General features: G+C 61.1%; 13 protein-coding genes. 5 read left to right on the top strand and 8 right to left on the bottom strand.

Annotated features, from left to right (window positions below; translation table 11 throughout):
* Positions 1–4 precede the first annotated feature (4 nt).
* Positions 5–484: an RNA pyrophosphohydrolase gene (locus AO268_RS10105; protein ID WP_003176750.1), complete on the bottom strand. Its 480-nt coding sequence runs from the start codon at positions 482–484 to the stop codon at positions 5–7.
* Positions 485–627: 143 nt separating this feature from the next.
* Here AO268_RS10105 and AO268_RS10100 point away from each other — a divergent pair, with 143 nt between their 5' ends.
* The gene (locus AO268_RS10100) at positions 628–1,284 is read left to right on the top strand and encodes an HAD family hydrolase (protein ID WP_099168595.1); all 657 of its coding nucleotides are present in this window, start codon (positions 628–630) and stop codon (positions 1,282–1,284) included.
* A gap of 107 nt (positions 1,285–1,391) precedes the next feature.
* Here the strand turns inward: AO268_RS10100 and AO268_RS10095 are convergent, their stop codons facing one another.
* On the bottom strand, positions 1,392–1,805 hold the full coding sequence (locus tag AO268_RS10095) for a DUF2269 family protein (protein ID WP_099168594.1): 414 nt from the start codon (positions 1,803–1,805) through the stop codon (positions 1,392–1,394).
* A 41-nt stretch (positions 1,806–1,846) separates the two neighbouring features.
* Positions 1,847–3,361, bottom strand: coding sequence for a threonine ammonia-lyase, biosynthetic (ilvA, locus tag AO268_RS10090; protein ID WP_076963672.1), 1,515 nt, complete (start codon positions 3,359–3,361; stop codon positions 1,847–1,849).
* A 136-nt stretch (positions 3,362–3,497) separates the two neighbouring features.
* On the opposite strand from ilvA, the gene rpiA reads away from it, so the two are divergent.
* Positions 3,498–4,169, top strand: coding sequence for a ribose-5-phosphate isomerase RpiA (rpiA, locus tag AO268_RS10085; protein WP_029289406.1), 672 nt, complete (start codon positions 3,498–3,500; stop codon positions 4,167–4,169).
* A 348-nt stretch (positions 4,170–4,517) separates the two neighbouring features.
* Positions 4,518–6,464 carry an autotransporter domain-containing protein gene (locus tag AO268_RS10080; RefSeq protein ID WP_099168697.1) on the top strand — a complete coding sequence of 649 codons (1,947 nt, stop codon included), beginning with the start codon at positions 4,518–4,520 and terminating at the stop codon, positions 6,462–6,464.
* 7 nt (positions 6,465–6,471) lie between these two features.
* On the opposite strand, the gene AO268_RS10075 is transcribed toward AO268_RS10080, so the two are convergent.
* The 4 genes from AO268_RS10075 to AO268_RS10060 all read right to left on the bottom strand — a co-directional run bounded on the left by AO268_RS10075 (position 6,472) and on the right by AO268_RS10060 (position 10,789).
* Positions 6,472–7,392, bottom strand: a complete 921-nt coding sequence (locus tag AO268_RS10075) for an SdiA-regulated domain-containing protein (protein ID WP_099168593.1) — start codon at positions 7,390–7,392, stop codon at positions 6,472–6,474.
* Positions 7,393–7,512: 120 nt separating this feature from the next.
* Positions 7,513–8,439: an SdiA-regulated domain-containing protein gene (locus tag AO268_RS10070; protein ID WP_099168592.1), complete on the bottom strand. Its 927-nt coding sequence runs from the start codon at positions 8,437–8,439 to the stop codon at positions 7,513–7,515.
* A 265-nt stretch (positions 8,440–8,704) separates the two neighbouring features.
* Positions 8,705–9,370 (bottom strand): fumarylacetoacetate hydrolase family protein, encoded by a 666-nt coding sequence (locus AO268_RS10065; protein ID WP_076963668.1) that lies wholly within the window; start codon positions 9,368–9,370, stop codon positions 8,705–8,707.
* A 24-nt stretch (positions 9,371–9,394) separates the two neighbouring features.
* Positions 9,395–10,789, bottom strand: coding sequence for an FAD-binding oxidoreductase (locus AO268_RS10060; protein WP_076963667.1), 1,395 nt, complete (start codon positions 10,787–10,789; stop codon positions 9,395–9,397).
* 205 nt (positions 10,790–10,994) lie between these two features.
* On the opposite strand from AO268_RS10060, the gene serA reads away from it, so the two are divergent.
* Positions 10,995–12,224 (top strand): phosphoglycerate dehydrogenase, encoded by a 1,230-nt coding sequence (gene serA, locus AO268_RS10050; RefSeq protein ID WP_076963666.1) that lies wholly within the window; start codon positions 10,995–10,997, stop codon positions 12,222–12,224.
* A 62-nt stretch (positions 12,225–12,286) separates the two neighbouring features.
* Here the strand turns inward: serA and AO268_RS10045 are convergent, their stop codons facing one another.
* Positions 12,287–12,724 carry a DUF4399 domain-containing protein gene (locus AO268_RS10045; RefSeq protein WP_076963665.1) on the bottom strand — a complete coding sequence of 146 codons (438 nt, stop codon included), beginning with the start codon at positions 12,722–12,724 and terminating at the stop codon, positions 12,287–12,289.
* Positions 12,725–12,858: 134 nt separating this feature from the next.
* Here AO268_RS10045 and AO268_RS10040 point away from each other — a divergent pair, with 134 nt between their 5' ends.
* Positions 12,859–13,482, top strand: coding sequence for a transporter substrate-binding domain-containing protein (locus tag AO268_RS10040; protein WP_076963664.1), 624 nt, complete (start codon positions 12,859–12,861; stop codon positions 13,480–13,482).
* The last annotated feature ends 4 nt before the right edge of the window (positions 13,483–13,486 follow it).

The following is a 13,486-nucleotide window of genomic DNA, read 5'->3' as shown; positions in this document are numbered from 1 at the left end:
GTCGTCAGTCGCGCGCTAAAAGGCGCGGGGCAAGCTCTTTGAGAGCGCGACGATAAACCTCGCGCTTGAATGTCACCACCTGGCCCAACGGATACCAATAACTGACCCAGCGCCAGCCATCGAACTCCGGTTTACCGGTCAAATCCATCCGCACCCGCTGCTCGTTGGAGATCAGGCGCAGGAGAAACCACTTTTGCTTCTGGCCGATGCACAGCGGTTGGCTGTGGGTACGCACCAGGCGTTGCGGCAAACGATAGCGCAACCAGCCTCGGGTACAGGCCAGAATTTGCACATCTTCGCGCTCCAGGCCGACTTCTTCGTTCAACTCACGGTACAGGGCGTCTTCAGGGGTTTCGTCGGGGTTGATCCCACCCTGGGGAAACTGCCAGGCATCTTGGTTGATTCGGCGAGCCCATAGCACCTGTCCGGCATCATTCGTAAGAATAATCCCGACATTTGGACGGAAACCATCGGGGTCGATCACGGCAACAACCTCGCAAACGCATGTCGCCGCATTGTTCCACAAAGCTTGTTGCAGCGGCAACGAGGCTGCTTACCTTATGTGCACTCTTGTGAAAAGACCGTATTCTGGACGCCTTTTTACAGACTTTTCAGCGAGTAACCGCAATGCGCCTGGCTTTATTCGACTTGGACAACACGCTTTTGGGCGGCGACAGTGACCACGCCTGGGGTGATTACCTGTGTGAGCGCGGCATCCTCGATGCCGTTGCCTACAAGACCCGCAACGACGCGTTTTACCAGGATTACCTGGCCGGCAAGCTGGACAACGCCGCCTACCTGAACTTCAGCCTGGAGATCCTCGGCAGCACCGAAATGGCCCAACTCGACGAATGGCACCGCGACTTCATGCGCGACTGCATCGAGCCGCTGATGCTGCCCAAGGCGGCTGAACTGCTGGCCAGGCACCGCGCCGCCGGCGACACGCTGGTGATCATTACCGCCACCAACCGCTTTGTCACCGCGCCGATTGCCGCACGTTTGGGGGTTGAAACCCTGATCGCCACCGAATGCGAGATGGCCGATGGCCGCTACACCGGACGCAGTACGGATGTGCCGTGCTTCCGTGAAGGCAAGGTGACACGCCTCAAGCGCTGGCTGGAAGAAACCGGGTATAGCCTGGAGGGCAGCTATTTTTACAGCGACTCGATGAACGACCTGCCGCTGCTGGAGCAGGTGACTCACCCGGTGGCGGTGGATCCGGACCCGAATCTGCGGGCCGAGGCCCAGAAGCGTGGCTGGCCGGTGATTAGCCTGCGCGCCTAAATGCTCGTTCCCACGCTCTGCGTGGGAATGCCTCACCGGACGCTCTGCGTCCACTCCTGGGACGCAGAGCGTCCTGGGCTGCGTGACCACGCGGAGCGTGGGAACGATCAGACGGGTTTGGCACCCATCAACCCGGCAATCGCCACGAACCCCACCAGGCTGACAACCGCCAGGGCCAGGGTGAATTTCGCGCTGCCCGTACCGCCCAGCCGCAGGCGATTGAGGCGCACCACCAGCCAGAACCAGGCCAGCGCCGCCACGCTGTAGATCACGCTGGAGCCCAGGATCCAGGTCTGCCCCAAAGGCCAGCCGATCAGGTGCACCAGCCACCAGCCGGTAAACGGCATGCTCACTAGGCTGATGCCCATCAACACCCAGACAAACAGCCATGGCCGGTGCAACGTAACCGCCGGGCCGGCGGCACGCTTGCGCCAGCTCTGCACGGCCAGGGCCAGGCCACTGGCCAGCAGCAGCACGGTGGCCACCATGTGGATCGTCTTGAGGGTCGTCAGATATTCCATGCTCTCGATTCCTTAAAAGGCCGCCCAATCAGCGTAGTCGCTCAACCGAGGAACAGCTGATAGGCCGGGTTGTCGCTTTCATCCCAGTACGGGTAACCAATTGCTTCCAATGCCGCCGGCACCAGGTGGCGCTCGTTGGCCGGCACTTGCAGCCCGGCCACCACACGGCCGTCGGCCGCGCCGTGGTTGCGATAGTGAAACATCGAGATGTTCCAGCGCCCGCCCAATTTGTTAAGAAAGTTGAACAAGGCCCCCGGACGCTCCGGGAACTCGAAGCGAAACACCACTTCATTGCTGACATGCGCCGCGTGGCCGCCAACCATATGACGGATGTGCAGCTTGGCCAGTTCGTTCTCGGTCAGGTCCAGCACCGGGAAACCCTGCTCGGTGAGGCTGGCGATCAGCGCGCTGCGCGGGTCGGTTTCCGGGTGGGTCTGCACCCCGACAAAAATGTGCGCCTCGCTGCCGGAGTGGTAGCGGTAGTTGAATTCGGTGATCTGGCGCTTGCCCACGGCCTCGCAGAAGGCCTTGAAGCTGCCCGGGCGCTCGGGGATGGTCACGGCAATGATCGCCTCGCGGCCTTCCCCCAGCTCGGCGCGCTCGGCCACATGGCGCAGGCGGTCGAAGTTGACATTGGCCCCGGAATCAATGGCGACAAAGGTCTGGCCGCTGACGCCACGGGTCTCCACGTACTTCTTGATCCCCGCCACGCCCAGGGCCCCGGCAGGCTCGGTGATGGAGCGGGTGTCGTCGTAGATATCCTTGATCGCCGCGCAGATTTCATCGGTGCTGACGGTGATGACTTCATCCACATAGTCTTTGCAGATATCGAAGGTGTGCTGGCCGATCTGCGCCACGGCCACGCCATCGGCAAAGATCCCCACGGCTGGCAGTACCACGCGCTCACCCGCGGCCATGGCGGCCTGCAGGCAGTTGGAGTCGTCCGGCTCGACACCGATGATCTTGATCTCCGGGCGCAGGTACTTCACGTACGCCGCGATGCCGGCAATCAGGCCGCCACCGCCCACCGGGACGAAAATCGCGTCCAGCGGCCCCGGGTGCTGGCGCAGGATCTCCATCGCCACCGTGCCCTGCCCGGCAATGGTGTGTGGGTCATCGTAGGGGTGAATGTAGACGTAGCCTTTTTCGTCGACCAGTTTCAGCGAATACGCCAACGCTTCCGGGAAAGAGTCACCGTGCAGCAGCACTTTGCCGCCACGGGAGCGCACGCCTTCGACCTTGATCTCCGGGGTGGTCTTGGGCATCACGATGGTGGCCTTGACCCCCAGCACCTTGGCCGCCAGGGCCAGGCCCTGGGCATGGTTGCCCGCCGAGGCGGTGACCACGCCACGCGCACGCTCTTCGGCACTCAGTTGGGTCAGCTTGTTGTAGGCGCCGCGAATCTTGAAGGAGAACACCGGCTGCAAGTCTTCGCGCTTGAGCCAGACCTGGTTGCCCAGGCGCTCGGAGAGCTGGCGGGCGGTCTGCAACGGGGTTTCCACGGCAACGTCGTAAACGCGCGAGGTGAGGATCTTCTTGACGTACTGTTCGAGCATCGGAAAGCATCACTGGGCGGGTTGGGCAGGGCCGAGGAGTCTAACCCGCCTTTTGGCCGGACGACCACACGAATCCAGAGGTTTTGTTGGGTTATACTCGCGCCCCTCTTTACTCCCCGCCCGCTTCGGAGCCCGCATGACCCAGGATCAACTCAAACAGGCAGTGGCCCAGGCCGCCGTCGATTTAATCCTTCCCAAGCTCGACGATAAAAGCATCGTCGGTGTCGGCACCGGCTCCACCGCCAATTGCTTTATCGATGCGCTGGCCCTGCACAAGGGCGCGTTCGACGGCGCCGTGGCCAGCTCCGAAGCCACCGCCGCGCGCCTCAAGGGCCATGGCATCCCGGTGTACGAGCTCAATACCGTGAGCGACCTGGAGTTCTACATCGACGGCGCCGATGAAAGCGACGAACACCTGAACCTGATCAAGGGCGGCGGCGCAGCCCTGACCCGCGAGAAAATCGTCGCGGCCGTGGCCAAGACCTTTATCTGCATCGCCGACGCCAGCAAGCTGGTGCCGGTACTGGGCAACTTCCCGCTGCCGGTGGAGGTGATCCCCATGGCCCGCAGCCACGTGGCCCGCGAGCTGGTGAAACTGGGCGGCGACCCGGTGTACCGCGAAGGCGTGTTGACCGATAACGGCAACATCATCCTCGACGTGTTCAACATGCAGATCACCAACCCGGTGGAACTGGAGACCCAGATCAATGCGATCGTCGGCGTGGTCACCAACGGGTTGTTTGCAGCGCGGCCTGCGGATGTGCTGCTGCTGGGGACCAGTGAAGGCGTGAAAACCCTCAAGGCCTGATGCTGTATGTGGGAGCTGGCTTGCCTGCGATGCAGGCGACTCGGTCTTTGAGCAAGACCGAGTTGATGCTATCGCAGGCAAGCCAGCTCCCACATTTGACCGAGTTGTACCCGATGGATATGTAACAAAAGCGCTACTTTTCGCAGCATTCCCTCCCCCGCCCGCCCCAATTTGTGCGCCAAGTCACGGCATCCCCTGCCGCATCTGGTATCAAATCCGTTACAACTTATAGCCAGGCGACCCCCACGGCCAACAACGCGCCAATTCGCGACCGCCCCATGGAATGAGGCGCGCATTGTGCAATCGGTCCCGCCGAGCGACTCCCTCCATCACCCCAAGGAAGACTTTGTGATCAAACCCCTCGCCCTCGCTGTCAGCGTTGCCTGTGCCCTGCTGTCGACTCAATCCCATGCCTACGACTATGGCGAACACGCCAATGTCACCCTGGAAAAGCTGATCACCGACTACCCCGGCCGCTACCGCGGCACGGCCAACTTCGCCGGGGCCGCCGACTGGATGCAGAGCCAGATGGGCAGCGCCTATAACATCAGTCGCCAGGACTTCACTTGGAACGCCGGCAGCCGCGCCTCGCAGAACGTGGTGGCCTACGCCGCCGGCACCAAACCGCAGTACGTGGTGATTGGCGCGCACTTCGATACCTACTTCGGCCGCCCGGCCCTGCAGGGCCTGGACGACAACGGTTCCGGCGCCAGCGTGCTGACTGAAGTGGCGAAAAACCTCGGTGGCCTGCAACTGGAAAACGGCTTGCAGATCGTCGGCTTCGGCGCCGAAGAGGAAGGCTTGCGTGGCTCCAAGGCGTTTGTGGAGTCGTTGAGCGCCAGCCAGCGCGCCAACATGCTGGCCATGATCAACCTCGACAGCCTGATCACCGGCGACAAGATGTACGCCCACGCGGGCCAGAACAGCACGGCCAACCCGGCCCTGGCGGCGTTGCGCGAACACACGTTGCAGATCGCCAGGGAGTTGAACATCAACCTGTTCACCAACCCCGGCCTGGACCCGCAATACCCCGCCGGCACCGGTTGTTGCAGTGATGGCGAGGCCTTCGAGGCGCTGAACATTCCCATCCTGTATATCGAAGCCACCAACTGGGAACTGGGTGCCCTGGACGGCTACACCCAGACCGACAACCCGGCGATCCCCGGCGGCTCGACCTGGCACGACCCCAACGAAGATAACAAGACGGTCCTGACCAATGCCTTCGGCCAGGAGCGCATCGACCAGCGCCTGCGCGACTATTCGCGTCTGCTCAGCCGCCTGGTGCTGGAGCTGACCAATGCCGACTTGATGGCCTCTACCACCTCGGGCGGCGCGGTTGCACGCAATATGCAGGACAACCTGCAGCGCCAGCACCAGGCCATGGTGCGCCTGCACGACCGGCGCTGGCTGACCCTGCAATCGGCCAGCCGTGAAGTGGGCAGCTTCGATGGCGAGATCGGCGTGGACGGCGAATACAACCCCGACAGCGGCTTCGACACCGCCCCCAACCCCGAGGCCCGGCGCCTGGGCCTGCATGCCCTGGGCGACTATCAACTGAGCAGCAGCCTGAATATCGGCGCCAGCCTCAGCTACCTCAACGGCCGCGACAAGCTGGAGCACCGTGGCAAGCTGCAAAGCGACACCTGGCAAGCCGCGGTCTACACCCTGTTGAGCGATGGCGGCCCGACCTGGCTGGCCGGCGACCTGAGCGTGGGCCACAGCCGCTTCGATTCCAAGCGCAACCTGCTGATCCAGGCCAACGGCGGCCCCGTGCTGCTTAACCAGCAGTTGACTGGCGAGACCGATGCCCTCTCCCTGGGGGCCCGGGTGCTCGGCGGTTATGACTTCGACCTGGGCGCGATCAAGACCGGGCCGTTTGCCGGGCTCGATTACAGCCACTCGCGCATCGACAAGTTCCACGAGAAGCAGAACCTGCGCACCGCCCTTGAGTATGAAGAACAGTCCTTCGATTCCCTGGAAGCCAGCCTCGGCTGGCGCGTACGCGGCGCAGTAGCCCTGCCTTACGGCTTGAGCCTGATGCCCTACGGCGACATCGCCTGGGTCAAGGAATTGGCCGACGGCCGCCTGGACGACCTGGACCTGACTGCACGGGCTGATGGCCAGGTGCGCACTGCGCGCCTGGGTTCAATAGACAAGAGTTTTGGCCGCGCGCAGGTCGGCAGCCAATTGGCGATCACCCCGCAGCTTGGGGTGTACGCCGAGGTGAATGGCCGCCTGGGCCATGCCGAAGGCAGCCAGACCGGCTATTCGCTAGGTGTGCAGTGGATGTTCTGACCCGTACCTACAAAGGGCCGGGGGTTTTCTTGAAGACGTAGAACAAGTTCGGCTCGCTGACCAGGTACAACGTGCCATCGTCATCCATGGCGATACCCTCGGCCTGGGGCACGCGCTTTTTCAAGCCATGGCGCCCCTTGAGCAGTGACAGGCTGCTCAAGGGGCGGCCATCGATATCCAGTTCCAGCACCAGGTACGACTCATCGGACAGCGCCAGCAAATGGCCGCTGCGTTCGTCGTATTGCAGGCTGGACAGGTCGCGCACAAACAACCCGGCATCGCGCCGGGGGTTGTTGACCACGTGGACCGAGTAGGTTTTTTCTGGTTTGAAATGGGGAAACCCGTGCACTTCGTAGATCAACATCGGGTCCCGCTCCTTGGCGACAAACAGGCGCTTGCCCACCGAGTCATAGGCCAGCCCTTCAAACCCTTTATTGCCCTTGAGGTGCACGCCCAGGGTCATCTGCTCGGCCTCGGCCGCGTCGAGAAACCGCGTGTCGTCCTCCAGGTGGATCTTGATCAGCCGCTGCTGGCGCTCATCGCTGATCACATAAGTGTTCTCGCTGATGAACTCCACCGCTTCGGCATCGCCAAACCCCACCAGGTTAATCCGCCGCAGGATCTTGCCCTCCAGGGACAACTCGATCAGTTCGGCATTTTTATTGGTCACGGTAAACAGGCTCTTGCGTACCGGGTCGTAGGTCAGCGCCGAGACATCATCGTCCAGGCCCTCAATCACCTGCGCCTCCAGCACCACCTGATAATCCGCCAGGCCAATGGAGCGCTCGTCCGCCGGTTGGCGCCAGGCCTGCCAGTTGAACCAGGCGCGCTCGAATAAACGAAATTGCTGCGCGACTACCCCCACGGCAACCAAGGCGATCAGCAACAAGATAAGCAGGGCAGGTTTGGGGCGGGTCAATCGACGCATGGGGGCTGGCTCAAAGTCAAAACTGGCAAATGAATATCACAGCCGCCTGAATTTAAACTTAAACACCGCTCAGTGTCTGGGGAATGCCGCGCATAGAGAAGAATCCGACGTATAAGTCGGCTATTTCTGCCTCTCGAAGCGATAGAACAGATTGGGCTCGCTGACCATGTACAGCGTGCCGTTTTCGTCCATGGTCACGCCTTCGGCGCGGGGGATGGTGTTTTTCAGGCCATTGAAACCGCCAAGCACGGTCATGAAGCTGACTTGCTCGCCTTTTTCGTCCAGTTCCAGCAGCAGATGGGAGTCGGCGGACAAGACCAACAGGTGGCCAGTGCGCGGGTCGACGCTCAGGGCCGAGAGGTTGCGGATATCCAGCTCGGAGCTGGGCAATGTCTGCTTGTCGCCGGCCAGGGCCTGGCCGCCGTCGCTGTGCCAGGTAAACAGCTGCGCCGGGCGCTCAATGCCCAACACCAGTTGTTGATTGCGCTTGTCCCAGGTGACAGCCTCGAACGCCTTGTTCTGCTCCTTGGAGGGGCCCAGGTCGTAGCTTGGGAAGTCAGCGAAGGCCAGTTGACGCGTGTCGGCATCGACCTTGACCAGGGTCACGTTGTGCCTGCGCTCATCCACGATGGCCAGCACGCCGTTTTCCATCACCGTCACGCCTTCCGGGTTGCTCCAGCCCACCAGGGGTATCTTGCGCAGCACATCGCCCTGCAGGCTCAGTTCCACCAGGAATGGGTTGCGGCCCATGACCGCGAACAGGGTCTTGGTCCTTGGGTCGTAGGCCAAGTCCGAAGCTTCATCCTTTTCCATGCCGGGCAGCGGCTTGGCATCGATCACGGCCTGGTAATCCGGGAGCCAGACACTCTCCTGGCGCTCGACCGGGCTTTCAAAACGCTCCAACACCCATAACGCGCCCCGGTCATCCCAGTGCATCAACCAGGCAATGCCATACATCAGCGCCCCCGCCAGGCACAGCCAGGAATACCAGCGCATGTGCAAGCGCGAACGAAGCGTGGGTTTCACAGAAGGGAGAGGCACGGCCATGGAGGCATTCCAGATAATCGGCTGTAGGTGATAGCCCAGGCTCAGAACGCCTACGTGCCATATGCCCGAGGATTATCCAGATGACGTGTGAAAAAAATGCAAAACCCCGATTTTGGGTTGTATGCAAATTAACTGTGGGAGCTGGGCTTGTGTGGGAGCTGGCTTGCCTGCGATAGCATCACCGCGGTGTGCCTGATACACCACGGTGCTTGCATCGCAGGCAAGCCAGCTCCCACACAAGCCAGCTCCTACATAAGCAAGGGCGTTAGCGTACGGAGCTCTCGAAGCGGCTCACGCCCGGCAGTTCCAGCACCAGCTCATCGCCCACTTCCAGCGGCCCCACGCCGACAGGCGTGCCGGTGAGGATCACATCACCGGCCTGCAACGAGAAGCAGCCCGCCATATGCTGGATCATCGGCACAATCGGGTTGAGCATCTGCGCGCTGCTGCCGTCCTGGCGCACCTGGCCATTGATGGTCAGGCGAATGCCAATCTCGGCCAGGTCCGGGAAGGTGCTGCCGACCACAAACGGGGCAATCACCGCCGCACCGTCGAAGGACTTGGCGATTTCCCATGGCAGGCCCTTGGCCTTCAGCTCGGCCTGCTTGTCGCGCAAGGTCAGGTCCAGGGCCGGGGCGAAGCCGGAGATGGCGTCCAGCACTTCTTCACGGCTCGGGGTTTTCGACAAAGGCTTGCCGATCAGCACCGCGATTTCCGCCTCGTAATGCACCGAGCCACGCTCGGCCGGAATGGCGAAACCGCCTTCCAAAGGCACTACGCAGCTGCCCGGCTTGATAAACAGCAGGGGCTCGGTCGGCACCGGGTTGTCCAGCTCCTTGGCGTGCTCGGCGTAGTTGCGCCCGATGCAGACCACTTTGCCCAGTGGAAAGTGGATGTTGGTGCCGTCGACGTACTTGTGCTGATAGCTCATGGGCCACTTCCTCTTGCGTGATGGTTAAACAGCGAAGATCTTGCCCGGGTTCATGATCCCGTTGGGGTCGAACACGGCTTTCACGGCCTTCATGTAGTCGATTTCAACCGGGGAGCGGCTGTAGGTCAGGTAATCACGCTTGGTCATGCCTACGCCATGTTCGGCGGAGATCGAGCCGTTGTACTTCTCGACGGTCTCGAACACCCACTTGTTGACGGTGGCGCACTTGGCGAAGAACTCATCCTTGGACAGGTTTTGCGGCTTGAGGATGTTCAAGTGCAGGTTGCCGTCACCGATGTGGCCGAACCAGACGATCTCGAAGTCCGGGTAGTGTTCGCCGACAATCGCATCGATTTCCTTGAGGAATGCCGGCACTTTCGACACGGTGACCGAAATATCGTTCTTGTACGGCGTCCAGTGGGAGATGGTCTCGGAGATGTACTCGCGCAGCTTCCACAGGTTGTGCAACTGGGTTTCGCTCTGGCTCATCACGCCATCGAGCACCCAGCCCTGTTCGACACAGTGCTCGAAGGTTTCCAGGGCGTGGTTGGCCACTTCTTCGGTGGTGGCTTCAAATTCCAGCAGGGCGTAGAACGGGCAATCGGTCTCGAACGGCGCCGGTACATCGCCGCGGGCCATGACCTTGGCCAGGGCCTTGTCGGAGAAGAACTCGAAGGCGGTCAGGTCCAGCTTGCCCTGGAATGCATGCAGCACCGGCATGATCGAGTCAAAGTCGGCGGTGCCCAGGACCATGGCAGTGAGGTTTTTAGGGGCCCGGTCCAGGCGCATGGTGGCCTCGACCACAAAGCCCAGGGTGCCTTCGGCGCCGATAAACAGCTGGCGCATGTCGTAGCCGGTGGCGTTCTTGATCAGGTCGCGGTTGAGTTCCAGCACATCGCCCTTGCCAGTGACGACCTTCATGCCCGCCACCCAATTGCGGGTCATGCCGTAGCGAATCACCTTGATCCCGCCGGCATTGGTGCCGATATTACCGCCAATCTGGCTGGAACCGGACGAGGCGAAGTCCACCGGGTAGTACAACCCGTTTTCTTCGGCGACGTTCTGCAATTGCTTGGTGACCACACCCGGCTGGCACACGGCGGTGCGGTCGGTGAGGTTCACGTCGAGGATCTGGTTCATGTAGTCGAACGACACCACCACTTCGCCATTGGCCGCCACCGCAGCCGCCGACAAGCCGGTACGCCCACCGGATGGCACCAGCGCCACCTTGTGCGTGTTGGCCCAACGGACAATGGCCTGCACCTGCTCAATGGTCTTGGGGAAGACGATGGCGGTCGGCGCGGGGGCGAAGTGCTTGGTCCAATCCTTGCCGTAAGCCTCCAGGGAGTCTGCATCGGTCAGCACTTTGCCGGGCTCAACCAGGGTCTTTAGCTCATCAATCAGGGCAGGATGGGTCATCGACAGAACTCTCGAACAATTCATGGTCATCCTGAGAACGCTTCACGTCGCAGGAATGAGTGTTTAGCGGGGCGCGTATGCTAGCATACCGCCCCCGCAGGACAGAGCCCAAGGGCGTTTCTGCGGTGACGGCTTTCCTGCCGTCCGGGTCAGCTTAAACGATCCGATTCCCTGCCATTTTTCTCCGGGACACAGGTTTACGCAGATGAGCAAGACTTCTCTCGATAAGAGCAAGATCAAGTTCCTTCTTCTGGAAGGCGTCCACCCATCGGCCGTCGACGTCCTAAAGGCCGCCGGGTACACCAGCATTGAGTACATCACCAGTTCTCTGCCGGAATCCCAGCTCAAGGAAAAGATCGCCGACGCGCACTTTATCGGCATTCGCTCCCGCACCCAGCTGACCGAAGAGGTCTTCGACCACGCCAAGAAGTTGGTGGCGGTCGGCTGTTTCTGCATCGGCACCAACCAGGTCGACCTCAATGCGGCGCGCGAGCGCGGTATCGCGGTGTTCAACGCCCCGTACTCCAATACCCGCTCCGTTGCGGAGCTGGTGTTAGCGGAAGCGATCCTGTTGCTGCGTGGCATCCCTGAGAAAAACGCTTCCTGCCACCGTGGCGGCTGGATCAAAAGCGCGGCCAACTCCTTTGAAATCCGCGGTAAGAAGCTGGGTATTGTCGGTTACGGCTCGATCGGTACCCAGTTGTCGGTACTGGCTGAAGGCCTGGGGATGCAGGTGTTCTTCTACGACACCCTGACCAAGCTGCCGTTGGGCAACGCCACCCAGGTGTCGAGCCTGACCGAACTGCTGGGCATGTCCGATATCGTGACCCTGCACGTGCCGGAAACCGCTGAGACCCAGTGGATGATCGGCGAGAAGGAAATCCGCGCCATCAAGAAGGGCGGGATCCTGATCAACGCCGCGCGCGGCACCGTGGTCGAGCTGGACGCCCTGGCCGACGCGATCAAGGACAAGCATCTGATCGGCGCCGCCATCGACGTGTTCCCGGTGGAACCGCGCTCCAACGACGACATCTTCGAAAGCCCGCTGCGTGGCCTGGACAACGTGATCCTGACCCCGCACATCGGCGGTTCCACCGCTGAAGCCCAGGCCAACATCGGCCTGGAAGTGGCAGAAAAGCTGGTCAAGTACAGCGACAACGGTACGTCGGTGTCCTCGGTCAACTTCCCGGAAGTGGCCCTGCCGGCTCACCCTGGCAAGCACCGCCTGCTGCACATCCACCAGAACATTCCTGGCGTGATGATGGAGATCAACAAGGTCTTCGCGGAAAACGGCATCAACATCTCCGGTCAGTTCCTGCAGACCAACGAGAAGGTCGGCTACGTGGTGATCGACGTAGACGCCGAGTACTCGGACCTGGCGCAAGAAAAGCTGCAGCACATCAGCGGTACTATTCGTAGCCGCGTGTTGTTCTAAGGCTGCAAGCGTGTACGAAAAAGGGAGCCCCACGGGGCTCCCTTTTTTCGTCTGAACAAATCTTACTTCACGGTAATCGTAATCACTTTTGAGGCTACAGTAGGCTCGAACTGACGATGCAGGTTATCGCCCGCCAGCAGTTGCAGGGTGTGCTTGCCTGGGGCCAGGGTCAGTTCGGTCTTGGTTTGTGCCTTGCCGAAATGGATCACGGTCGCGGTGGCCGGGATCGGCTGGCTTGGGTCAGGCAGTTGCGTCTGGTCGATCAGCAGGTGGTGATGGCCGGCACCTGGCACCTGTTTGTCGATGGGCTCCAGGTCCATGCCCTTGATGCCAAACTCGACGGTAAAGGTCTTGTCGACGGTGGCGCCATCCTTGGGCGAGACAATGGACACTTCAGCCCCCTTGGGTGCCGGTGTACGTGGGATATCGGCCGCCGAGGCCAGCATGGAAGCCCCCAGCAAAAGACTGGCCAGGGTTGCACGAGACAAAATGGCTTTCATTAACTTCTCCAGTTTTTCTGTGAAATCTGTAGGGTTATGACAACTTAGTGATGAAACGTTGTCCAAGGCACTCGACACCATAGCAAAGCGAGCCTGAATCGCGTCTCGCACCTTTGAATTCTTTAGGAGTGACCATGCGCTTTTTGCCTGGCCTGTTACTTGTGTTGCCTTTGTTGAGCCCCTTGGCTCACGCCGAACTGTTCGACGACGTGTTTGACCGTGGGGAACTGCGCATTGCCCTGGAAGCAGACACGCCGCCCTTCAACTTCAAGGAAGGCGACAAACTCACCGGTTTTGAAGTGGAACTGGGTGAGTTGCTGGCTCGGGAAATGGACGTACGCGCCTCCTTTATCACCACCGACGACAGCGACTTGCTGCCCGGTGTGGAAAGCGGCAAGTACGACGTGGCGATCAACCACATCGCTGTGACTCCTGAACTGCGCGATCGTTTCGATTTCAGCACGCCGTATAGCTATTCCAGCGCCCGCTTGATTGCGCACAAGCAACCCAAACGCCTGCTGAGCAACCTGGACACCCTCAAGGGCAGCCAGTTTGCCGCAAAGCCCAGCGAGGGCGTGGATCTGCGCAGCCGGGGTGATAGCAAAGCGACTTTGACCCTGGCGATCCCCTTCCAGAAGGGCAACCCGGCGTTCAAGTCGAGCCTGGACAAAGCGCTGGAGCGGATCAAGGCCGATGGGCGGCTGACGGCACTGTCGGAAAAGTGGTTTGAGGCAGACACCAGCAAACCCACCAAATAACCCA

Origin of the sequence: Pseudomonas sp. ICMP 8385 (genome assembly GCF_002699915.1) — a bacterium.
In the GTDB taxonomy this organism is placed as follows: Bacteria; Pseudomonadota; Gammaproteobacteria; order Pseudomonadales; family Pseudomonadaceae; genus Aquipseudomonas; species Aquipseudomonas gessardii.
This window is presented reverse-complemented; position numbering and strand designations above follow the sequence as displayed.

Excerpts from the sequence above, each read along its gene's own strand:
- AO268_RS10100 (WP_099168595.1), top strand. The coding sequence starts at position 628 with ATGCGCCTGGCTTTATTCGACTTGGACAACACGCTTTTGGGCGGCGAC.
- AO268_RS10095 (WP_099168594.1), bottom strand. The coding sequence starts at position 1,805 with ATGGAATATCTGACGACCCTCAAGACGATCCACATGGTGGCCACCGTG.
- ilvA (WP_076963672.1), bottom strand. The coding sequence starts at position 3,361 with ATGCTCGAACAGTACGTCAAGAAGATCCTCACCTCGCGCGTTTACGAC.
- rpiA (WP_029289406.1), top strand. The coding sequence starts at position 3,498 with ATGACCCAGGATCAACTCAAACAGGCAGTGGCCCAGGCCGCCGTCGAT.
- AO268_RS10075 (WP_099168593.1), bottom strand. The coding sequence starts at position 7,392 with ATGCGTCGATTGACCCGCCCCAAACCTGCCCTGCTTATCTTGTTGCTG.
- AO268_RS10070 (WP_099168592.1), bottom strand. The coding sequence starts at position 8,439 with ATGGCCGTGCCTCTCCCTTCTGTGAAACCCACGCTTCGTTCGCGCTTG.
- AO268_RS10065 (WP_076963668.1), bottom strand. The coding sequence starts at position 9,370 with ATGAGCTATCAGCACAAGTACGTCGACGGCACCAACATCCACTTTCCA.
- AO268_RS10060 (WP_076963667.1), bottom strand. The coding sequence starts at position 10,789 with ATGACCCATCCTGCCCTGATTGATGAGCTAAAGACCCTGGTTGAGCCC.
- serA (WP_076963666.1), top strand. The coding sequence starts at position 10,995 with ATGAGCAAGACTTCTCTCGATAAGAGCAAGATCAAGTTCCTTCTTCTG.
- AO268_RS10045 (WP_076963665.1), bottom strand. The coding sequence starts at position 12,724 with ATGAAAGCCATTTTGTCTCGTGCAACCCTGGCCAGTCTTTTGCTGGGG.
- AO268_RS10040 (WP_076963664.1), top strand. The coding sequence starts at position 12,859 with ATGCGCTTTTTGCCTGGCCTGTTACTTGTGTTGCCTTTGTTGAGCCCC.